Source organism: Pseudomonas sp. TE21435 (assembly GCF_056279265.1).
This window is the reverse complement of the sequence record NZ_JBWBQZ010000001.1, coordinates 2459326-2481956: the sequence shown is the minus strand read 5'-3', so window position 1 is coordinate 2481956 and position 22631 is coordinate 2459326. Positions and strand designations below refer to the sequence as shown.

Sequence of the window (22631 nt, the reverse complement as noted above, 5' to 3'; positions counted from 1 at the left end):
AAATTGGCAATCTTTTTGCTTTGAAAGCCCAAGTTGCTGAATTGGTCAGTATTTTGTCAGCCCGTCCGGGGCAGCGGCCTCTCAAGGTAAGTCGACAATGAAAACAGTCATCCTGGCCGGCGGCCTGGGTACACGCATCAGCGAAGAGTCCCATCTTCGTCCCAAGCCAATGATCGAGATCGGCGGCAAGCCCATCATCTGGCACATCATGAAGATCTACTCGCACTACGGGATCAACGACTTCGTGATCTGCCTCGGTTACAAGGGCTACGTGATCAAGGAATACTTCGCCAACTATTTCCTGCACATGTCCGATGTCACCTTCGACATGTCGGAAAACCGTATGCATATCCACAACCGCAACGCCGAGCCCTGGCGCGTAACCTTGGTGGATACCGGCGAGAACACCGCGACTGGCGGGCGGATCAAGCGTGTGCGCGACTATGTGGGCGACGAGACCTTCTGCCTGACTTATGGCGATGGCGTGGCCAATGTCGACATCGGCGCACTGGTCGACTTCCACAAGCATCACGGCAAGCTATCGACGGTCACGGCCGTGCAACCACCAGGGCGCTATGGCGCACTCGACGTGCGTGGCGAGCAGGTGCATGGTTTCCAGGAAAAACCATTGGGTGACGGTGGCTGGATCAATGGTGGCTTCTTTGTACTTGAGCCTGGCATTTTCGATTTCATCGAGGGCGACGACACCACCTGGGAATATGAGCCGATGCGCGCGCTGGCCCAGAGCGGCCAGCTGATGAGCCATACCCACCGTGGATTCTGGCAGGCGATGGACACCCTGCGTGATCGCAATTACCTGGAAGAGCGCTGGAAGTCGGGAGAGGCGCAATGGCGGGTATGGTCGTAAGCCGCAGCTTCTGGAGCGGGCGTCGGGTCTTCTTGACCGGGCACAGCGGCTTCAAGGGCGGTTGGCTGGGGTTGTGGCTGAGCGAGCTGGGCGCCCAGGTGTATGGCTACTCCCTGGCGCCGGGCACATCGCCGGCGTTGCATGACTGCCTGGGATTGAGCGAGCGGATGGCTGGCGAGTTTGCGGACATCCGTGACGCGGCACAGTTGGCGCGCAGCCTGGCGGCGTTCCGTCCGGATGTGGTGCTGCACCTTGCTGCACAGCCGTTGGTGCGTGAGTCCTACCGCACTCCGGCCGAAACCTATGCGACCAATGTGACCGGTACCCTGAACCTGCTTGAGGCGGTGCGTCAGTGCGACAGCGTGCAAGCGGTACTGGTGGTGACCAGTGACAAGTGCTACGAAAACCGTGAATGGCAGTGGCCCTATCGCGAGCAGGATGCCCTTGGCGGGCATGACCCCTACAGCAGCAGCAAAGCCTGTGTCGAGCTGCTGTGCGCCTCGTGGCGCGATTCATTCTTGCGCGAGCGTGGTGTTGCACTGGCAACGGTCCGTGCTGGCAACGTGATCGGCGGCGGCGACTGGTCGGCCGATCGCCTGCTGCCCGACATCCTGCGTGCCTGGGATGCCAATGAGTCGCTGGTGCTGCGCTATCCGGGCGCGGTGCGTCCCTGGCAGCACGTGCTTGACCCGTTGCAGGGCTATCTGCTGCTGGCTCAGGCGCTGGTGGAGCAAGGCCAGGCCATGGCTCGGGCGTGGAACTTCGGCCCCGACAGCGAAGGCACCGCCACCGTCGGCGAGGTGGTACAGACCATGGCCTCGTTGTGGCCAGGCGAGGCGCGCTGGTCGGTAGAGGCACTTGCGCAGCCGCACGAGGCCGGCCTGCTCACCCTTGACTCCTCCAGGGCCCGCCAGCTATTGGGCTGGCGCCCGGTCTGGGGGTTGCAGCAAGCCTTGCACCAGACCCTTGAATGGCATCGTGCCTGGCGCGATGGCCAAGACATGCAGCACTACAGCCGCGCGCAGATCGCGGCTCATGAAGGCGAAATCCAATGACTGATCAAACGGCGCAGCAGTTGCGTCAGCAAATTGCCGAGCTCGTAGGCCGTTATGCCGAGCTTGAGCTCACCGCGCCATCGTTCGTGCCAGGGCAGCATGCCGTGCCGCCATCGGGCAAGGTTATCGGAGCGCCCGAGCTTCAGGCCATGACCGAGGCGGTGCTCGATGGCTGGCTGACCACTGGGCGCTTCAACCAGGCGTTCGAAAAGCGCCTGGCGCGCTACCTTGGACGGCGCGGCGTGCTGACGGCCAACTCCGGCTCTTCCGCCAACCTGTTGGCGTTCTCGGCCCTGACCTCGCCACGATTGGGCGACCGGGCGATCATGAAGGGCGATGAGGTCATCGGCGTAGCTGCGGGCTTCCCCACCACGGTCAACCCGATCCTGCAGTTCGGTGCGGTGCCGGTGTTCGTCGATATCGAGATGGGCACCTACAACATCAACCCGGACTTGATTGAAGCCGCGATCGGCCCGCGCACCAAGGCGATCATGCTCGCTCACACCCTGGGTAACCCGTTCAACCTCAAGGTCGTGCGGGAGCTGTGTGACCGCTACGGGTTGTGGTTGATCGAGGATTGCTGCGATGCCCTGGGTGCCACCTACGATGGCCGTCAGGTCGGCAGCTTTGGTGACCTTGGCACGCTCAGTTTCTATCCCGCGCACCACATCACCATGGGGGAGGGTGGGGCGGTGTTCACCGATTCGCCGCTGCTCAAGCGTATCGTCGAGTCGTTCCGGGACTGGGGGCGCGACTGCTATTGTGGCCCAGGCGAAGACAATACCTGCCACAAGCGTTTCTGCTGGCAACTCGGCGACCTGCCCCAGGGGTATGATCACAAGTACACCTATTCGCACCTGGGCTACAACCTGAAGATCACCGACATGCAGGCTGCCTGCGCGCTGGCGCAGATGGACCGGGTGGATGACTTCATCGCCGCGCGCAAGCGTAACTTCGCCTGGCTCAGCGATCGCCTGGCCGGGTGCACCGAGCAACTGATCCTGCCCCACGCCACCCCCGACAGCGACCCCTCGTGGTTCGGTTTCCCGTTGACCCTGCGCGATGGCTGTGGCGTAGAACGCCTGGACCTGTTGCGCCACCTCGATGCGCAGAATGTCGGCACACGCTTGCTGTTTGCTGGCAACCTGACCCGCCAGCCGTACATGAAAGACCAGCAATACCGGGTAGCCAGTGACCTGAGCGTGACCGACAAGGTCATGAAGGACACGTTCTGGATCGGCCTGTGGCCGGGTTTGGGCGAGGCGCACCTGGAGCACGCGGCAAGCAGCATCGAAAGCTACGTGCGGAGACTGCGCTGATGCGCGCCTACGTGCTGTGTGGCGGCTTTGGCACGCGCCTGCAGAGTGTGACCCAGGGCGGTCAGAAAGCCCTGGTGCCGGTGCATGGCGCACCGTTTCTGCAGGCGGTCCTGTGCCAGTTGGCGCAGGCGGGCGTGACCGAGGCGGTGCTGTGCGCACATTTTCGTGCCGACCAGATGGCCGAGCACCTCAGCGTGTTGGCAACGGCCAGTGGCCTGTCGCTGCATCTGGTGGTCGAAGCCCAGCCACTGGGCACCGGTGGGGCGTTGCTCAATGCATTGCAGGAGCAGCCCGCGCAGGCCCGTTATCTGGTGCTCAACGCCGATACCTACCTGGATGCGCCGGCCTATCGCCAGGCGCTGCAGGCCGACGGCAATTGTGTGGTCGGGGTCAAGGTCGCTGACCGCAGCCGCTACGGTAGCCTGGCGCTCGACAGCGAAGGTGGCTTGCGTGCGATAGAAGAAAAAGGGCCGGCTGGCCCGGGCCTGATCAACGCGGGGGTTTACGCCTTTGTTGCCACGGCATTTGCCGGTGCCACCGTGCAGGCATGTTCACTGGAGCGCGACCTGCTGCCCTCGCTGCTGCAACGGGCAACGGTGGGCGTAGGTGAATACGAGGGGCGCTTCATCGATATCGGCACGCCGGAGTCGTTCGCCCGTTATGCCAGTGAATTCCAGGGGGGCACTGCACCATGAACTCACTCGTCCAGACCCTGAGCATCAGCGCGCGGCGCAGCATTCTCGATGCCATCGAACATATCGAGGCGGGTGCCTTGCAGATCGCCTTCGTTGTCGACGATGGCGGTTGCCTGGTGGGTGTGGTGACCAATGGTGATGTGCGTCGACACCTGCTGCAGGGGGGGCAGACCGACGCCCCCGTCACTACCTGCATGAACCGCCAGTTCAGGGCGGTAGCTGTCGGCACTTCGCGAGAAGAGCTGCTGAAACTGTTCGACCTTGGCTACATTGCCATCCCAGGGGTAGATGCTGAGCAGCGCCTGGCTGAAGTCTACACCCGCCAGTTGGCCGCAAGTGCCGAGGTGCCGGTGCTGGCGCGGGCTCGAGCGCCGGTGCGCATGAGCTTCTGTGGAGGCGGTACCGACCTTACCTATTTCTTCATCGACCACCCGGCGGCGGTGCTCAGTTGCACGGTCGGTTTGTATGCCCATGCCACGCTGGTGCCACGCAAGGACCAGCAGATCAGCATTCATGCTGAAGACCTGGGGCGCGAGGAGCACTTCCATTCGCTGGCTGACCTGTTGGCAGCCCCTGAGAAAAGCCTGCTGGCCACCATCATTGCGGTGATCAAGCCTGACTACGGGTTTGACCTGTTCCTGCGTTCGGACTTCCCGGTGGGCTCTGGCCTTGGCGGGTCTTCGGCGGCCACCACGGCGACCATTGCAGTGTTCAACGAGCTGCGCCAGGACCGCTGGAGCACCTACGAGATCGCTGAGCTTGCCTTCCAGGCCGAGCGCCTGTGCTTTGGCATCGCGGGGGGCTGGCAGGATCAGTACGCCTCCGCGTTCGGCGGTTTCAACCTGATCGAGTTCGAGAACCAGCGCAACCTGGTGCACCCGATTCGCCTGGAAGACGCGATCCGCAACGAATTCGAATCGTGCCTGCTGCTGTGCAATACCGGCATCTCCCACGATTCGGGGCGCCTGCACGAACAGCAGCGCGAAGAGATTGAAGCCCAGGACTCGCAAACCGAACTGCTGCACGCCAGCGTGGCGTTGTGCCGGCGGATGCATCGCCACCTTATCCGTGGCGAACTGCGCGGTGTTGGGGTTTGCCTTGATGAGGCCTGGCGCCTCAAGAAGCGCTTCTCAACCGCGATCAGCCACGGTCGGCTCGACGATATCTATGAAGCGGCCATTGCCGCTGGCGCGGTGGGAGGCAAGTTGCTGGGCGCAGGCGGCGGCGGCTTCTTCCTGTTCTATGTCCAGCCACAGCTGCGCCAACGGGTGATCCGCGTGTTGTCCGAGCTTGGCTGCGAAACCCAGAATTTCCGATTTGAATCCAGCGGCGTAACCTCATGGCGAGCGAAAATCCAATGACCCCCATTCTTCTTGACGGCACCCCGCTGGGCGGCGAGCACGTCTATGTCATCGCCGAGGTGGGCAACAACCACAACGGCTCCCTGGAGCTGGCCCTGCGCCTGGTCGATGCCTCCATCGAAGCCGGTGCCGACTGCGTCAAGTTCCAGTTGCGCAACCGTGAAGCCCTGTACCGACGCAAGGCTGATGGCTCGCGAGCCGAAGACCTGGGCGTCGAGTACATCCAGGACCTGCTGGACAAGGTCGAGCTGAGTTTGGACGAGCACCGCCAGGTGCGTGACTACTGCGCCCAGAAGGGCATTACCTACCTGTGCACGCCCTGGGACGAGCCCAGTGTCGATGCGCTGGCGACCTTCGATGTGGCGGCGCTGAAAATCGCATCGGCCGACCTGTGCAACCCGTATCTCATCGCCAAGGCCGCCAGCCTGGGCAAGCCGTTGATTCTGTCCACCGGCATGTCGTTCGAGCACGAAATCATCCGTGCAATCGAGCAGCTCAACGCGCTCGGCACGCCATTCGCGCTGCTGCATTGCAACAGCGCCTACCCGGCACCGGAGTCCGATATTCAGCTGGGCTATCTGCGCCGTTTGCAGGAGCTGCACGGGTTGGTTGGCTACTCCGGCCATGAGCGAGGCATTGCAATCACCCTGGGCGCTGTGGCGCTGGGTGCAAAGCTGGTGGAGCGGCACATCACCCTGGATCGCGACATGGAAGGGCCGGACCACCTGGCCAGCCTTGAGCCGACCGAGTTCCGCCAACTGGTCGACGGTGTTCGCCAACTGCAACTGGCCTTGCCGTGGCAAGGGCCTGGGCGTCATGCCAGCCAGGGTGAATTGCTCAACCGCGAGAACCTGGCTAAAAGCGTCATCGCTGCCCGCGATATCAGCCGAGGCACCCTCATCAGCGCCGATATGCTGCGGGTGGCCAGCCCCGGCCAGGGCCTGGCGCCGTATCGCCTCGAAGAGCTGCTGGGCAAACCGGCAAACCGTGATATCAGCCAAGGCGATTTCCTGTTTGACAGCGACCTGCAAGAGCAGCAGGCGAGCCAGCCTTTGACGTTCAACCTCCCCGTACGCTGGGGCGTACCAGTTCGCTACCACGACTTCGCCGATTATCATCGCCGCATTACCCCCGACCTGTTCGAGTTCCATCTCTCGTACCGTGACCTGAGCCTGGCACCGGCGCCTTTCCTGGCGCGCACCGAGTGTTCGCGGCTGGTCGTCCACGCCCCGGAGCTGTTCGAGAACAGCGAACTGCTGGACCTGGTGGCCGATGACCCGGCGTATCGTCAGCGCTCGATCGACAATCTGCAGCGGGTGGTGGATGCCACCTTGCAGATTGGTGAGTTCTTCCCCCACGCCGATGCCCGGTTGATCGTCGCCAACATCGGAGGTTTCTCTGCCGACCAGCCGCGACCGCTGGCCATGCGTGGCGAGCTTTACGAGCGCTTCCACGAGGCCTGTGCGCGGGTCGACTTTGCCGGGACCGAATTGATCCCGCAGAACATGGCGCCGTTCCCTTGGCACTTCGGTGGCCAGCGTCACCAGAACATCTTCATGATGCCCGACGAGCTGGCCGAGCAGGCACGCACCCATGGCTTGCGCCTGTGCCTGGACTTGTCCCACCTGCAGATGACCTGTTTCCACTTCGGCCTCGACTTCCAGGTTGCGCTGCGCGAGCTGCTGCCGTACTCGGCGCACTTGCATGTGGCCGATGCCAAGGGCACCAACGGTGAAGGTGTGCTGATGGGCACCGGCGACATCGATTGGCCTGCCAGTTGGGCACAGATTGCACAAAACACCCATGCCAGCTTCATCCCTGAAGTCTGGCAGGGCCACAAGGACCACGGTGCCGGCTTCTGGTCGGCGTTGCGTTTCCTCGAATCATTGTGAGGCGCCATTGATGACTGTTGAACATCTGAACGACCGCCTGGAGCGCTTGCTGAGCGAGCCCGTGGAAGCCATCCGCCAGCGCCAGCACGAAACGCTTGATCACCTGCTCGGCGGCCTGGACAAGCCCTTCATCCTGTTTGGCGCCGGCAACCTGGGGCGCAAGGCTGTCAAGGTCCTGCAAGGCATGGGGCTGCGCCCCGAGGCGTTCATCGACAACAATCCGGCTCTCTGGGGCAGCGAGGTTCAGGGCGTCCCGGTGTTCAAGCCAGCAGACTACGTGGCGCAGCACCAGGGCGAACTGCCAGGCATGATCGCCACTATCTGGTGCGGCGAAGCGACCGATCGCATGCAGGATCGCCTTGAGCCCTTGCTGGCCTTGGGCTTCCAACGCATCGCGCTGTTCGGGCACCTGGCATGGCGTTACCACGAGAGCTTCCTGCCGCACTATTCGCTGGACCTCCCGGAAAAGGTGGTTGCCCAAGCCGAGCGCATTCGCCAGGCTTATGCCTTGCTGGGCGACGACGCTTCGCGCCAGTTGTTCGTCGATCACGTGCAATGGCGTCTGTTCCTCGACTACGACCTGCTGCCGCCTGCTTCGCCACGCGCGATCTACTTCGATGCAGCGTTCAGCAACACCAGGGCTGACGAGGTGGTCTACGACATTGGCGCGTTCAATGGCGATTCTGTTGAAGGGTATCTGCATAGCGGCCGCCCGTTCAGCCAGATTCATTCGTTCGAGCCATCGTCGGCCAACCACGCGGCGTTGCGTGCCACGCTGGCGGCATTGGAAGGCAGCGAGCGCTTCCATGCCCACCAGAAGGCTGTCGGCGACAGCAGCGGTGAAATCTTCATGGAAGCCACTGGTGGCCCTGCTGCCCGTGTTGGCAGCGGCAGTGAGCGCGTGCAGGTGACGACCCTCGATGAGCTGGCCGAAACCATCGCCGCCCCGACGTTCATCAAGATCGATATCGAAGGGTTCGAACCGCAGTGCCTGGCTGGCGGCAAGCGCCTGATCAGCGAGCGCCAGCCGCTCATCGCCGTATGCGTGTACCACGAGCAAGACCACCTTTGGAGCATCTTGCTGCAACTGCACGGTTACTACCCGGGCTACCACTTCAGCCTCGGGCCGCACCTGGCAGAAGGCTGGGACCTGGTGCTGTACGCCGTGCCTGCCGACCGTCTTCCCACTTTGAATCGTGCCGAGTAAAGCCCCCATGCGCGTTGCCGACTATATCTTCCAGTTCATCGCCGACCAGGGCATCGGGCATGTGTTCTTCCTGCCTGGCGGTGGTGCCATGCACCTGAACAATGCCTTGCTGCGCCAGCCGCGTCTCAGTGCGGTCAGCATGCTTCACGAGCAAGGCGCGGCCATCGCTGCCGAAGGCTATGCCCGTACCTCGGGGCGCTTCGGCGCCTGCCTGGTCACCTCCGGCCCTGGGGCCACCAACGCTATTACCGGCCTGGCCGGTGGCTGGTTCGAATCCACGCCGATGTTCTTCGTGTCGGGCCAGGTCAAGCGTGCCGATCTCAAGGGCGAGACTGGCCTGCGCCAGTTGGGGACCCAGGAGCTGGATATCGTCAGCGTGGTCAGCCCGCTGAGCAAGTACGCTGTGTGCCTGCTCGACCCCCTGCGCGTGCGGTACGAGCTGGAAAAGGCTGCCTACCTGATGCTGAACGGGCGCAAAGGCCCGGTGTGGCTGGATGTGCCCCTGGATGTTCAGGCTACCGAGATCGACCCTGGCCAGTTGGAAGGCTTCGAGCCGCCCGAAGATGACGCCCACTTGCCCGACGCGGCTGCGTTGCAGCGTTTGGCTCAGCGTTTGAAAGAGGCACAGCGCCCGGTACTGCTGGTTGGCAATGGTGTGCACTGTGCCTCGGCTGAAACCAGCCTGCGTCAGCTGGTCGAGCAACTGGGTATTCCGACCCTGACCACCTGGATCGGTGCCGACCTGCTGGAATTCGATCACCCGCTCTACTTCGGGCGTTGTGGTACGGTTGCCGCCCGTGGGGCCAACTTCACTGTGCAGAATGCCGACCTGGTACTGGCCATCGGTTGCCGCATGGATTTCTCCATCACCGGTTTCAACCGCGCGCATTTCGCCCGTGCTGCCGACATCGTGGTGGTAGACATCGATGCGGCCGAAATCGACAAGCTCGGTGATATGCCTGACGAGCGCTTCGTCTGCGATGCCAAGGCGTTCATCGACGGCCTGAGCCAGGCCACCGCGCAGGGAGACCATGCCTATCCTGCCTGGATCGAGCGTTGCACGGCGTGGAAGCACAGCTACCCGGTGGTGCTGCCGGAGTACCGTAAGCCGAGCCCTTACGTAAATACCTATGTGTTTGCTGAAACCCTGTCGGCAGCCATGGCCGAAGGCGACCAGATCATTCCGGGTAGCTCCGGTGCGGCGCTGGACACCTTCTGGCTGGCCGTGCGCCTCAAGCGTGGCCAGCGCGCGGTGGCCACAGGCGGCCTCGGTTCGATGGGCTATGGCCTGCCAGCGTCCATTGGCGGCTGCCTGGGCAGCGGACGGCGGCGGACCATTTCGGTGGATGGTGACGGTGGTTTCGTCATGAACATTCAGGAGCTTGAAGTGGTACGCCGCCTGCGCCTGCCGATCAAGTACTTCATCCTCAACAACAACGGTTACGCTTCGATCCGCGCATCCCAGGGCGGGTACTTCAAGGAAACCATCGGCTGTGATCCGGACTCGGGGCTGACCCTGCCGGATATCAGCGCCCTGGCTGCCGCCTTTGGCCTGGCGACCGTGCGTATCACCGGTGAGGATGACTTGCGTGCCAGCCTGGACAAGGTATTGGCCCAGGAAGGCCCGGTGCTCTGCGAACTGATGGTCGAACCTGACCAGGCCATCGGTCCACGGGTGACTTCGCGCATCGGCCAGAACGGCGCGATGGTCTCAAGGCCATTGGAGGACTTGTTCCCCTTCCTTGAGCCAGAAGAGTTGCAGGCCAACATGCTGATTCCGATGGTGGAGCAATGACATGAGCGATTACCTGAGCCAGTACGCCGACGCCGGCCTGTACACCATGCAAGGCCGGTTGGGGGCGCCCGAGGGCGGGCGCTTCCAGTCCTTCCCCCGCGATGGCTGGATGCGCGAAATCGAGAATGCTCGCAAAGCCGGGCTGCGTGGTATCGAGTGGATCTACGACCTGTATGGCGAAGGGGCCAACCCGCTGGAAACCCCGGAAGGCCGCGAGCAACTGCGCCAGGCGCTGAACGCCCACGAGGTTTCGGTGGTATCGATCTGCGCCGATTACTTCATGGATCGCCCGCTGCTGCGCTGCAGCGAAGCCGAGCATCAGCAGTTGCTTGAACGCCTGCAGTGGCTGTTGGGCATCTGCCCGGAAATGGGCGTTACCCGCGTGGTATTGCCGTTTGTCGATGCTTCCAGCATGCGTACCGTGGATGAGTGCGAGCAGGTCGTCAAGGCGCTGACCAAAGTGCTGCCCGAAGCCGAGCGCTTTGGGGTGGAACTGCACCTGGAGACCGACCTGGGGCCTCAGGATTTTGCGGCATTCCTGGCACGTCTGGACCACCCGATGGTGTGGGTGAACTACGACGCGGGCAACAGTGCATCGCTGGGGTTCCGCCCGGCAGATGAGTTTGCTGCCTACGGCAAGCGCATTGGCAGTTTCCACATCAAGGACCGGCGCCAGGGCAGTACTACCGTGCCCCTGGGGCAGGGGGATGCTGATTTTGCCGAGCTGCTCGAACAACTGCGCCGTTATGACTACCGCGGCGATTTCGTGCTGCAGGTGGCACGCGGTGAGCCGGGTGATGAAGTGCGCTGGCTGGCGCAGATGGCGACGCTTGCCTGTGAGTGGCTGCGTGGCAACGCCTTGAGCGAGAAAAAGGGAGCAAACCTGTGAAAGTGCTGTTCTGTGGCCTGGGTGGGATCGGCCAGCGTCATTTGCGCAACCTGCGCCAGTTGCTGGGCGAGCGCCTTGAGGTGCACGCCTATCGAGTACGTGGCCAGAAGATCAAGCTGCGCGACAACCTGACCATCGATGAAGGCGCCGACCTGGAAACCGACTACGGAATCACCGTGCACCGGGACCTGGACGCGGCGCTGGCGGTGGCGCCGGACGCTGCGTTCATCTGCAACCCAAATGCGCTGCACGTACCGGTAGCGCTGGCCTGCGTCAAGGCCAACGTACCGGTATTCATGGAAAAGCCCCTGGCCAGCGACCTGCACGGTGTGGCCGAGTTGCTGGAGGAGGTTCGCCAGCGCCGCCTGGTGTTCCACGTGGGCTACCAGTTCCGCTTCCACCCTGGCCTGCAGCGCATGAAAGCCTTGCTCGACAGCGGCTTCTTCGGTCGCCTGATCAGTGTGCGTGCCGAAATCGGCGAGTACTTGCCCAATTGGCATCGTTATGAAGATTACCGGCAGATGTATGCGGCCCGTGCCGACCAAGGTGGCGGCGTGGTGCTTTCGCAGATCCATGAAATGGACTTGCTCTATTGGTTCTTCGGGCTGCCGCAGAGTATCACCAGCCATGGCGGCCAGTTGAGTGGCCTGGAAATCGACGTCGAAGACAGTGTGTCTTCGTTGCTGCGTTATGAGAGTTCCGCCGGGCGCTTCCCGGTGATGCTGCATCAGGACTACCTGCAGCGGCCGCCGGTGCGTGTGTTCAAGATCGCAGGCGATGCCGGTGTGGCTGAGATGGACCTGCTGGCCAACCGCCTGCGGGTGTATGACACCCAGGGTGAGTTGTGCGAGCAGGATGCCTTTGAAGGTTTTGCGCGCAACGACATGTTCCTTGCCCAGGCCGGGCATTTCCTGGAATGCGTGGCCAGTGGCGAGCGGCCGGTCGTGGACTTGCATGATGGCTTGCAGAGCCTGCGCCTGGCTCTGGCTGCCCTGCGCTCGCTGAAGGATCAGCGCGAAATCCGCCTTGATGAGGTTCAGGTCGATGAATGACGTGCAGGCACTGTTTGATCTGAGCGGCCGCGTGGCAGTGATCACCGGTGGTGCCGGCTTGCTGGGTTACCAGCATGCCGCCACCATTGCCGGTCTGGGCGGCACGCCAGTTTTGCTGGATATCGACGCTGCTGGCCTTGAGCGCAATGCCGCGAAACTTCAGGAAACCTATCCCTGCAAGCCCCTTGCCCTGGTCGCCGACATCACCGACCTGGCTGCCGTGAAAGATGCCGCCGATCAAGTGCAGGCCGCGTTCGGCAAGGTCGATATCCTGATCAACAATGCCGCTCGCAACCCAAAGGTCGAAAACACCGACGGCCAGGATTTCTCACGGCTTGAGCATTTTCCCTGGGAGCAGTGGCGCCTGGATATCGACGTGGGGTTGGGGGGCGCGTTCAATTGCGCCAAGGTATTTGGCAGCCAGATGGCGAGCCAAGGGCGTGGGGTGATCATCAACATTGCCTCTGATCTTGGCGTCATTGCGCCGGACCAGCGTCTGTACCGTGTCGATGGCCGTGAGGCGGACAACCAGCCGGTGAAGCCTGTGACCTACTCGGTGGTCAAGCATGGCCTGATTGGCCTGACCAAGTACCTGGCCACTTACTGGTGCGAGCAGGGCGTACGTTGCAACGCCTTGTCTCCAGGGGGTGTTTTCGCTGGGCAGAACGATGTGTTTCTCAGCCGCCTGACCCAGCTCATTCCGCTGGGGCGCATGGCCGAGGCTGACGAGTACCGGGGGGCGATAGCCTTCCTGTGCTCGGATGCCAGCACTTACATGAACGGTACGAACCTGGTGGTCGACGGGGGGCGCAGCACATGGTGACCTCGCCTGGGGACTTCATTGCCCGCGCCTGCATCTGTTGTGCCAGCGAGCAGTTGGACAAGTCCGGCGCGGTGCTGATGCCCTTCGTGGCCAAGCGGGTCTTTGATCACGACCCTGTCGAGATCACTACCGAATGGGGCCTGCGCGACCTGCGTGTTGGCATGGCCTACACCCTGTGCAATTCGGTGCAGTGCCAGGTGTGTGGCGCGCTGTTTCTCGACTACCGCTTCACGGATACGCAGATGGCCGCGTTGTATGCAGGTTATCGGGACGAAGCCTACACCCGTCAGCGCGACCACTACGAACCCGGCTATGCCGCCGTGGCCGAGCATTACCACGGGCGTGAGGACTATATCGCCGACGTCGAGCACTGGCTGGCAAGGCATGTCCCCAGGCAGCCTGCGGTGCTCGACTGGGGAGGTGGCAGCGGCCTGAACACGCCGTTCCGGGGGCAGCATTCGCTGCTGCACGTGCATGACATATCGGCGGTAGAGCTGGCCGATGGGGCTGAGTCGATCAGCCCGGACCAATTGGTGCGTGGCCGCTACGATCTGGTGACATGCTGCCAGGTGCTGGAACATGTCTCATCGCCAAGGTCGCTCCTCGAGCAGATCCTCCCAGCGATGGGTCGCGACACTTTGCTTTATCTCGAAGTGCCTCATGAGGCGCTGATGCGCGAGCATCCGGATAGCCTGACCCTCGCCAGGGCCAAGAAGCACTGGCACGAACACATCAACTTCTTTACCCAGCAAGCACTCCATCGGCTGGTAGAGGGTGCCGGGCTGAGGGTGGTCGATAGCCACCTGTTGCCGGTTGACCTCGGCTGGCGCAAAGCCGAGGTGATGGGCGTGCTGGCGAGGTTGGCATGATGTTCGAGGCGTTCGACCCGCGTAGCGATGGCCAGGTTGGCGAGGAGCTACGGCGCCTGCCCGTGCTGGCTGAGTTGCATGAAGCGTTGGCCGGCAAGCACTTGTTGGTGACCGGGGGAACCGGCTTCTTCGGGCGCTGGCTGCTGGCGCTGGTCAATCAGCTCAACCGCGTAGGGGCTGACATCGAGGTGACGCTGGTCTCGCGGGATCCGGCTGCTTTCCTGGCGGCAATGCCGGGCTATCGCGAATGTGCCTGGCTGCGTTGGCAGGTCACCGACATTCGCCGCTTGGGCGCGCTGCCCGGGCGGCCTGCGCAGTTGATCGTGCATGCAGCAGCAGATACTTCGGCCGCTGCTCATGCGCAGCCCTTGGCGTTGTTCGAAACAATTGTCGAAGGCGCCCGTCGGGTGTTTGACCTGGCTGTGCAAAGCGGTTGCGAGCGCGTGCTAATTACAGGCTCTGGCGCCCAGTACGGCGACTTGCCCAGTGACCGTGGGGTGCCAGAGCAGCATGCCGGTGCCTGCCCAAGCAACCAGGCCGGCAGCGCGTACGGTGAAGGCAAGCGGGCGCAGGAAACCCTGGCCGCCCTGTATGCCCAGGCCCATGGCCTGCCGGTAGTGATGACCCGCTGCTTTGCTTTTGCAGGCCCCGGCCTGCCACTGGATGCACACTTCGCTATCGGCAACTTTGTGCGCGATGCCCTGTTCGCCGACGAAATCGTACTCAATTCAAGCGGCGAGGCTGTGCGCAGCTACCTGCATGGTGCCGACCTGGCTGCTTGGCTACTGCTGTTGCTGGTGCGCGGCGAACCTGGGCAGGCCTACAACGTCGGCTCCGACCAGCCAGTGACTATCGCCGAGCTGGCTGCGCGGGTCATTGCCCGTGTCGCGCCGCACAAGCCGCTGCGCATCCTGGGGCGGCCAGAGGGCGCAGCGCGCTCTTTCTACGTGCCCGATACAAACCGTGCCAAGGCACTGGGGCTGCAAACCTGGACTTCGCTGGACGGCTGCATCGACAGCATGGCCCGTTGGGCCCGTGCACTGCCGCGTTCGGCCTGAGCTTCAGTGCCATCGATCCGGGGCTGTAGCCCCGGCGACCTTCCATTTCTTGCTCAAGGTGTGACGCTGATGCGTGAACTCTTTTCCAGGCGGCCTCAGCCCTATTACATCTATGTGTCGGAATACCGGCGCAGCTCTGCAGGCATTCGCGTTTTGCACATGCTCTGCGACGCGCTGAACCGTTCTGGCCAGGAGGCCTACATTGTCACTGTCCAAGGCCAGCCAGAATTGGTGACGCCCTTTCTCAGTGACGACATCAAGCGCCGCCATGAAGCGTTGGGGCTGGAGCCCATTGCCGTTTACCCAGAGGTCATCGACGGCAACCCCTTGAACGCCAATATCGTGGTGCGCTATCTGCTGAATCAGCCAGGGTTCATCAGAACCACCGCAGATTTCGGCGATAACGACATCTTTTATGCCTACACCCGTGACCTGGTGCAGCCAGGCATGCCGGCCGACCGCGTGATGTTCCTCCCGGCGTTCGATCTGAGCGTTTTCCGTCCCAGCGATGACCCCAGCAAGCGGGTTGCGGGCAAAGTTTGCTACTACCTGGGGCGTAGCCAGCAGGCCACGATCGATCCGTCACTGCTGCCGGCAGACGCTGTCGAGATCACGCCGCACTGGCCAGACAGCTGGGAGGCACTGAGCGATTTGTTCCAGCAGTGCGAGTACTTCTACTGCGGTGAGTCCTCGGGGCTGGCCGCCGAGGCTGTGCTGTGTGGTTGCCTGGCTGTGGTTCTGCCGAGCCGCTGGGCACCCAACAAGATTGCCCAGCACGAAAGCAAAAGCCATGGCGTAGCCTGGAGCCTTGAGCCGGATGAGCTCGAGCGGGCCAGAAGCACGATTGGCATGCTGCGTGAGCGCCTGTTGATGCAGCAGCGTGAGTTTTGGGAGGCTCTGGATCGCTTTATCGAAACGACCCAGGCAGCTGCGCGCATGCTACTGGCGACGGCCCCTGCGCGCTCGCTGCCTGCCTGGCTGCAGGGGCGCCACAGCATGGCGCAGCGACGTTTGGCATCGACCGATGCCAGCCTGCGCCCGGCAACGGCAACTCTCGACATACGGGTGCTCGCTGATGGCGCTGTTGGCTCTGCAGCATTGGCTCGTACGCTGCAAAGCCTGGAGGGCTGCCCGCTCGATACGCTTCAGGTGACGGTGCTTGCCCCCTCGCAGGTGGTGCCTGGCGTGGAGCATGTGTTCTGGGACGGCAACCAGACGGCCAGTGTAGTCAATGCCCTGGTGCAGCGGTCGACGGCGCGCTGGCAGTTGATCGTGCGGGCGGGGGTGGTCTTTAGTCATGATGCGTTGCTGGTCATCGGTCGTGAGCTGGCGGTGCTGCCCGATGAATGTGTGGCGCTGTATGCCGATGAGGTCAGTCGCGCCGCGGATGGCAGCCTTGGCGAGGTGCTGCGCCCCGATCTGAACCTTGACCTGTTGCTGGGAGACCCGGGCGGGCTCGGTGGGCACTGGTTGTTGCGCCAGGACGCGTTGCTGCAAATGGGCGGTTTCGATGGCGCTTATGGGCAAGCCTTCGAACTTGACTACCAGCTGCGCCTGATCGAGCATTTTGGCCTTGGTTGCGTTGCTCATGTGGCTACGCCCTTGCTGGTCAAGGATTTGGCGCAACGCCAGGCGTGCCCTCACGAGCAGGCCGCTATTGCTCGGCATCTCAACGCCCGTGGCTATGATCTGGGGAAGGTGACGACCCTGCCTTCAGGGCGCTACCGCATCGCCTATGGCCAGGCCTCGCAGGCCTCGGTAAGCATTCTCATACCGCTGCGAGGAACATTGACGCAGTTCCAACGTTGCATCACTTCGCTGCTGGAACGCACTCGCCATGAAGTGCTGGAGGTGCTGCTGATTGCACCTACCGACCTCGACGAAGAGGTTCACGCCTGGCTCGCGGCCGTTGAACAGATTGCAGGTGGGCTATTGCGTGTCCTGTCGTTCAAGGCGGGTCTGCCCTGGGTGTACCTGTGCAACCAGGCTGCCCAGCAGGCCAGCGGTGAGTATCTGGTCTGGCTGGAAGGCGCCACGACGGAACTTGGGCAGGACTGGTTAGGCCTGCTTCTGGAGCACGCCCGGCGCCCGGAAGTAGGGGCGGTGGGCGGCAAGCTGCTGACACCGGCAGGCGACATTTTCAGTGCGGGCATGGTGCTGGGGCTAGAGGGGGTGGCGGGGGCCGCGTTCGAGGGGCTTGGGCATCAGGACGCTGGCTACATGCATCGTCTGGAGCTTGCGCATTGCGTTTCGGCGCTGAGTCACCACTGCCTGGCGCTGCGTCGCGATCTGTTTCTTCAGGCGGGCGGTTTCGACGAGGACCCCTTGTTCGATCGTTGGGTCGCTGTCGACCTGTGCCTGAAACTTCAGCAAGCGGGCTACCTGAACATCTGCACGCCTTGGGTCCAGTTGATTGTCGACCCGCCGCAAGTCGATGCGCCAAGCGACGATGAAGAGCTGGCCATGTACCGGCGCTGGCTGCCCGCGTTGGCAAGCGACCCTGCCTACAACTGCAACTTCTCGCTCAAAGGCAAGGGCGGCTTTTCTGCACGCAAAAGGCCCTTGATCCGTGAGTTGAATGTCCAGGGCACTTCCCAGGCCAAGGTCATCGTTTACCCGGATGGGGTGCGTCCGATATCCGCACTGCGTGGTCTGCACCCGTTCGATAGCTTGCGCGCCAGCGGGGCTGTCGATGGCATGGTGGCGTTGGAGCCGTTGTCGGTTGTCGAGCTTGAACGGGTCAACCCGGATGTGATCGTCATGCAGCAGCATCTGAGCGAGGCGCGCTTGGCTGCAATGGCACGGATGCGAACCTTTTCGAATGCCTTCAAAGTGTTCGACCTGGGTGAATGGCTGGCGCCGCCCCTGCGCGACAGCCGCCTGATGCGAGCCAAGGATATGCCCGACCACTTGCGCCGCGGGCTGGCACAGGTTGATCGGTTCATTGTCGCCACGCCTGCGATGGCCGAACTGTACATGGGGCTGCATGCTGACCTGCAGGTACTGCCGACGCGCCTGCCGGCGCACCTTTGGCGCGGGCTTTCCAGCCGGCGTAAGGTTTCGCCGCGACCGAGGGTCGGGTGGATTGCAGATGCTGCTGGCGATGCCGATCTCGCGTCTGTACTGGATGTGATCAAGCAGTTGGCCGATGAAGTGGACTGGGTGTTCTACGGCCATTGCCCGGAAGAGCTGCGCGGTTGCATCCGGCAGTTCCAGCCCGTGGTGGTGGAGGCGGCGTTCCCGGCGCTGCTCGCCGGGCTCGACCTCGACTTGGCGCTGTTGCCTCGCGAAGCGTCCCTGATCAACGACTGCAGGGACGATGTGCGCCTGTTGCAGCTGGGCGCCTGCGGTGTGCCGGTGATCTGCAGCGACGTGCGCAGTTATCAGGAGTATGGCGCGTATCCGTTCAAGCGGGTGGCCAACACGGCACAGGCATGGCTGGATGCCATCAGGTTGCATCTGTCCGATCCAGACGCGTGTGCCATGCTGGGGGATGCCCTGCGTGAGGCGGTCATGGCAAACGGGCTTCTTGAGGGGCAGGCGCTGATGCAATGGCATGCTGCCTGGCAGCCTGACTGACGACTGAAAAGGGGCGCGGCGTTGCCGTGCCCGGCCGTTTGGTCGTATAACCGTGACTTGGCAGTCGAAACGCGCATCTTTAGTCTATCGAGTCAGGACAGCCACGTCTGAAGGGCTTGCAAGGCCTGTCCCGCAATATCCGCCATGTCTACCGGGAAGCCACAATGATTGGCATTAAAAGCATCGCCAGTTACGTACCTGTGGAGGGTGTCGACAACTACGCCCAAGGTGCGAAATTCGGCAAGGATCAAGAATTCATTTTCGGCAAGATCGGCTCGACCTTCTTGCCGCGCAAGGCCGATACCCAGGAAACCTCCGACCTGTGTGTCGAGGCCGCCAGAAATCTGTTCGCCGCCAACCCGGCGCTGGACCCAGCGTCCATCGACATCGTCATCGTCGTCACCCAGAACGGCGATGCCGAGGGGCTGCCGCACACCGCCGCTATTGTCCAGCACAAGCTTGGGCTGCCGACCGCCATCGCGGCGTTCGACGTTTCGCTGGGCTGCTCGGGCTATGTCTACGGGCTGTATGCAATGAAGGGGTTCATGGAAGCTGCAGGTCTGAAGAACGGCTTGCTGCTGACCGCCGACCCCTATTCGAAGATCGTCGACCCCGAGGACCGCAACACCACCATGCTGTTCGGCGACGCCGCCACGGCAACCTGGATGGCCGACGGGGCTGCCTGGCAGTTGGGCAAGTCGTTGTTTGGCAGCGACGGTGCCGGCGCCGAGCACCTGCGTACTACGGATGGCAAGTTCTTCATGAATGGCCGTCAGGTCTACAACTTCGCACTGGTCAAGGTGCCGGCGCACTTGCAGCAGTTGCTTGAGGCTAGCGCGTTGAAGGCCGGGGATATAGACCTGTACTGTCTGCACCAAGGCAGTGCCGCCATTGTCGACGCGGTTTCCGCGCGTTTCTGCGAGGGCGCGTACAAGGAAAAATTCGTCAAGGACATGGTCGAGACTGGCAATACCGTTTCTTCGAGCATTCCACTGTTGCTGGAGAAACATGTACTTGGCTCGCAGCACAAGCGCGTGGCCCTGAGCGGATTTGGTGTGGGGCTGTCCTGGGGTTCGGCCATCATCGAACGCAATGCCTGACCTTCGGCGGGGATGAACAAGAAGCGCTGGCCAGACACGGCCGGCGCTTTTTTATTTCTGATGTGCAATTCCTGGCGTCAAACCCTTGATTTCATTGGGGTGGCAGGATGCCAGTAAAAAATTTGAGAAATCGCCCTAAAGCAAACTGCCCTGACGACGATAAACATTACGAAGGTTCTCTAGGCCACCTACCCGGCGAATTGCCAAGGCCGGAAGCCGTAGTACCCAATCCAACGAGGAATTCGTCATGGCTTTGACTGTAAACACCAACACCACCTCTCTGGGCGTTCAGAAGAACCTGAACCGTGCTTCCGACGCACTCAGCACTTCGATGACCCGTCTGTCCTCCGGCCTGAAAATCAACAGCGCCAAAGACGACGCCGCCGGCCTGCAGATCGCTACCCGCATGACCTCGCAGATCCGCGGTCAGACCATGGCTATCAAGAACGCCAACGACGGTATCTCCATCGCCCAGACCGCTGAAGGCGCGATGCAAGAGCAGACCAACATGCTGCAGCGTATGCGCGAACTGGCCAACCAGGCGCGAAACGACTCCAACAGCACCCTGGACCGTGAAGCTCTGGACAAAGAGTTCCAGTCGATGCTGAAGGAAATCGACCGTATCTCCGCCAGCACCGAGCTGAACGGCAAGAAACTGCTGAACGGTACTTCCGGCGTCATGACCTTCCAGGTCGGCTCCAACACCGGTAGCGACAACCAGATCACCATCAGCCTGAGCTCGTCGATGAGCACTGGCACCGGTGGCGCTCTGAGCGGCCTGAACGGTAAAGCAATCACCGGTACCAGCGCCAACATCGAAGCCAACTTCACCGCTGCCATGAGCGCCATCGACGACGCTCTGCAGGCAATCAACACCTCGCGTGCTGACCTGGGTGCTGCCCAGAACCGTCTGACCAGCACCATCAACAACCTGCAAAACGTCAACGAGAACGCCGAAGCCGCTCGTGGCCGTGTACAGGACACCGACTTCGCTGCCGAAACTGCCCAGCTGACCAAGCAGCAGACCCTGCAGCAGGCTTCCACCTCGGTTCTGGCCCAGGCCAACCAGCTGCCATCGGCAGTACTGAAGCTGCTGGGCTAATCTGCCTGATAGCTGATGGCGGGGGAGTGCTCTCCAGGCGCTTCCCCGCCTTTTTCATTGTGAGGTGGTAGGCATGGACATGAGCGTCAAGCTGAACCTGTCTTACCCGGCCGCGCGGACGGCCGAGCAGGTTGCCGAAAAACCGGTTGCCCGGTCGGTGGATTTTTCCGCTGATGGCGAAAAAAAACAGGACCCGATCAAGGTGCATGACGCCGACAAGGTCAAGGGTGCTGTCTCGGAAATCGAGAAGTTTTTCAAGGAAACCCGACGCAACCTGGAGTTCGTCACAGACGAAGAGTCCGGTAAGATCGTGGTTAAAGTCATCGCCAGCGAAACCGGTGAGCTGATTCGACAACTACCCTCGGAAGAGGCGCTGCGAATTGCCCACAGCCTGAGCGATGTCAACAGTGTTTTGTTCGACGCCAAGGTCTGATCCGGCGGCGAATACAGTCTTGTGATTCAGTCGGCCTTGCAAGCGCAAGGCTGGCGCAATGAGCAGAGGAGCGACAGCATGGCAAGCCCGATTACTACGAGCACGGGAGCAGGCTACGGGCTCGATATCACCAATATCGTCAAGGTGTTGGTCAATGCCGACACGTCGGCCAAGGCCAACCAGATTGCCCGGCAGACCAGCAACAACTCGGCGATGATCTCGGGTATCGGCTCTCTGCGCAGTGCGTTGACTGCATTCCAGGACGCCATGAAGAAGCTCAACGACAAGGACGCTCCTTCGTTCAATGCATTCGCGGGCACGTCGGCCAATGAAAGCGTGGTCAAGATCAAGGCGGGCAACACCGCCGTGGCTGGCAGCTATGACGTGCGGGTCACCCAGTTGGCGACCGGCTCGAAGGTGGCCTCCGCGAAATTCGTGGGTGGCGCCGATACGCCCATACCTGCTGGCGAGATGACCATCAGCCAGAACGGCAAGGACTACAAGATCGACGTCCCTAATGGTGCCACGCTCAAAAGCGTGCGTGACCAGATCAACAAGGAGATCGGGGCCAAGGGTATCACCGCCAACATCATCAACGAAGCGGGTGGTTCGCGTCTGGTGTTCGGTTCCACCACGACAGGTGCAGGCAGCGATATTTCTGTAAGCGGCCTGGGGCTGGATATCGACGGCACCCAGAAGATGGTGGGTGATGGTGCGGGATACATCAATGGCCCGGCCCAGGATGCGAAGTTCTCTATTGATGGCTTGGAGCTGACAAGCTCGAAGAATACCGTTGATGACGCGGTCAGCGGCTTGAGCCTGGAACTTACCGGTGTCTCCGATCCGAAGGTCACCAGCGGCGTCAAGGTAACCGTGGCGCTGGATAATGAAGGCCTGAAAAAGTCGGTACAGTCGTTCGTCGATGCCTACAACACCCTGCAGAAAGCGGTGAGTGCGCTCACCACGCCTACCAAGGATGAAAATGGCAAGGTCACCAGTCTCGGCCCGCTGAGCAACGACCCGACGACCAAGGCGCTGCTGGGCGATCTGCGCAAGGTAATCGCAGACACTGCAGGCAACGGCAACCTGAACACGCTCAGCCAGCTGGGGATCAACACCCAGAAAGATGGCACCCTGGAGTTCAACAGCACCAAGTTCACCGCTGCCTTGAACGACAAGAAGCTTGGTGCAGAGATTCAGGGGCTGTTCACGGGTGACCAAGGCGTGTTTACACGGATGAACAAGGCTATCGATCCGTACAATGCGTCGGGCGGTACGCTGGACAGCCGCAAGAACAACCTTGACCAGGCTGCCAAGAACCTCGCCAACCAGAAGGACGCGCTGGACAACCGTATCGAGTTGTTGACTGTATCGTTGACCAAGAAGTTCTCGGCGCTTGACGCAGCCTTGGCCAAGATGCAGAAGCAGGGTGAGCAGATCACCTCCATCTTCGAAGCGATGAACGCCCAGGCCAAGAAATCCTGATCGAATCGCGTGATGCAAGCCCGGCGACACCTTTGAGGTGCTCCGGGCT

The 22631-nt window shown here is 62.0% G+C and carries 18 protein-coding genes; all 18 read left to right on the top strand.

Features of this window, described 5'->3' with window-relative positions; all coding sequences use genetic code 11:
* The first annotated feature begins 97 nt into the window (after positions 1-97).
* The 18 genes from rfbF to fliD all read left to right on the top strand — a co-directional run bounded on the left by rfbF (position 98) and on the right by fliD (position 22582).
* Entirely contained in the window at positions 98-868 is a 771-nt protein-coding gene (gene rfbF, locus ACZ9C1_RS11170) for a glucose-1-phosphate cytidylyltransferase (protein WP_102683063.1), read from the top strand.
* Complete coding sequence (gene rfbG / locus ACZ9C1_RS11165) at positions 850-1923, top strand: CDP-glucose 4,6-dehydratase (protein WP_277505264.1); 1074 nt, start codon at positions 850-852, stop codon at positions 1921-1923. The genes rfbF and rfbG overlap by 19 nt, the downstream gene beginning before the upstream one ends.
* The gene (gene rfbH, locus ACZ9C1_RS11160) at positions 1920-3242 is read left to right on the top strand and encodes a lipopolysaccharide biosynthesis protein RfbH (protein ID WP_277505262.1); all 1323 of its coding nucleotides are present in this window, start codon (positions 1920-1922) and stop codon (positions 3240-3242) included. Before rfbG ends, rfbH begins: the two co-directional genes overlap by 4 nt.
* The gene (locus tag ACZ9C1_RS11155; RefSeq protein ID WP_277505261.1) at positions 3242-3937 is read left to right on the top strand and encodes a sugar phosphate nucleotidyltransferase; all 696 of its coding nucleotides are present in this window, start codon (positions 3242-3244) and stop codon (positions 3935-3937) included. Before rfbH ends, ACZ9C1_RS11155 begins: the two co-directional genes overlap by 1 nt.
* Complete coding sequence (locus ACZ9C1_RS11150) at positions 3934-5298, top strand: GHMP family kinase ATP-binding protein (protein ID WP_277505259.1); 1365 nt, start codon at positions 3934-3936, stop codon at positions 5296-5298. The genes ACZ9C1_RS11155 and ACZ9C1_RS11150 overlap by 4 nt, the downstream gene beginning before the upstream one ends.
* Positions 5295-7190 (top strand): N-acetylneuraminate synthase family protein, encoded by a 1896-nt coding sequence (locus tag ACZ9C1_RS11145; RefSeq protein WP_476253979.1) that lies wholly within the window; start codon positions 5295-5297, stop codon positions 7188-7190. The genes ACZ9C1_RS11150 and ACZ9C1_RS11145 overlap by 4 nt, the downstream gene beginning before the upstream one ends.
* Positions 7191-7200: 10 nt before the next feature.
* Positions 7201-8397: an FkbM family methyltransferase gene (locus tag ACZ9C1_RS11140; protein ID WP_476253978.1), complete on the top strand. Its 1197-nt coding sequence runs from the start codon at positions 7201-7203 to the stop codon at positions 8395-8397.
* Between the two features lie 7 nt (positions 8398-8404).
* Complete coding sequence (locus ACZ9C1_RS11135) at positions 8405-10192, top strand: thiamine pyrophosphate-binding protein (RefSeq protein ID WP_476253977.1); 1788 nt, start codon at positions 8405-8407, stop codon at positions 10190-10192.
* Position 10193: 1 nt separating this feature from the next.
* Complete coding sequence (locus tag ACZ9C1_RS11130) at positions 10194-11081, top strand: sugar phosphate isomerase/epimerase family protein (protein WP_102683056.1); 888 nt, start codon at positions 10194-10196, stop codon at positions 11079-11081.
* Positions 11078-12133 carry a Gfo/Idh/MocA family protein gene (locus ACZ9C1_RS11125; RefSeq protein ID WP_277505253.1) on the top strand — a complete coding sequence of 352 codons (1056 nt, stop codon included), beginning with the start codon at positions 11078-11080 and terminating at the stop codon, positions 12131-12133. Before ACZ9C1_RS11130 ends, ACZ9C1_RS11125 begins: the two co-directional genes overlap by 4 nt.
* Positions 12126-12956 carry an SDR family oxidoreductase gene (locus tag ACZ9C1_RS11120; RefSeq protein WP_476253976.1) on the top strand — a complete coding sequence of 277 codons (831 nt, stop codon included), beginning with the start codon at positions 12126-12128 and terminating at the stop codon, positions 12954-12956. Before ACZ9C1_RS11125 ends, ACZ9C1_RS11120 begins: the two co-directional genes overlap by 8 nt.
* The gene (locus tag ACZ9C1_RS11115; RefSeq protein ID WP_457378508.1) at positions 12950-13825 is read left to right on the top strand and encodes a class I SAM-dependent methyltransferase; all 876 of its coding nucleotides are present in this window, start codon (positions 12950-12952) and stop codon (positions 13823-13825) included. Before ACZ9C1_RS11120 ends, ACZ9C1_RS11115 begins: the two co-directional genes overlap by 7 nt.
* Positions 13822-14883 (top strand): NAD-dependent epimerase/dehydratase family protein, encoded by a 1062-nt coding sequence (locus ACZ9C1_RS11110; RefSeq protein WP_457378507.1) that lies wholly within the window; start codon positions 13822-13824, stop codon positions 14881-14883. The genes ACZ9C1_RS11115 and ACZ9C1_RS11110 overlap by 4 nt, the downstream gene beginning before the upstream one ends.
* A 69-nt stretch (positions 14884-14952) precedes the next feature.
* Positions 14953-18462: a glycosyltransferase gene (locus tag ACZ9C1_RS11105; protein WP_476253975.1), complete on the top strand. Its 3510-nt coding sequence runs from the start codon at positions 14953-14955 to the stop codon at positions 18460-18462.
* A gap of 164 nt (positions 18463-18626) precedes the next feature.
* Positions 18627-19562, top strand: coding sequence for a ketoacyl-ACP synthase III (locus ACZ9C1_RS11100; protein ID WP_102685156.1), 936 nt, complete (start codon positions 18627-18629; stop codon positions 19560-19562).
* Between the two features lie 247 nt (positions 19563-19809).
* The gene (locus tag ACZ9C1_RS11095; RefSeq protein WP_046854666.1) at positions 19810-20664 is read left to right on the top strand and encodes a flagellin domain-containing protein; all 855 of its coding nucleotides are present in this window, start codon (positions 19810-19812) and stop codon (positions 20662-20664) included.
* Between the two features lie 73 nt (positions 20665-20737).
* Positions 20738-21097 carry a flagellar protein FlaG gene (locus ACZ9C1_RS11090; protein WP_102685155.1) on the top strand — a complete coding sequence of 120 codons (360 nt, stop codon included), beginning with the start codon at positions 20738-20740 and terminating at the stop codon, positions 21095-21097.
* 78 nt (positions 21098-21175) lie between these two features.
* On the top strand, positions 21176-22582 hold the full coding sequence (gene fliD / locus ACZ9C1_RS11085) for a flagellar filament capping protein FliD (RefSeq protein WP_476253974.1): 1407 nt from the start codon (positions 21176-21178) through the stop codon (positions 22580-22582).
* Positions 22583-22631 lie beyond the last annotated feature (49 nt).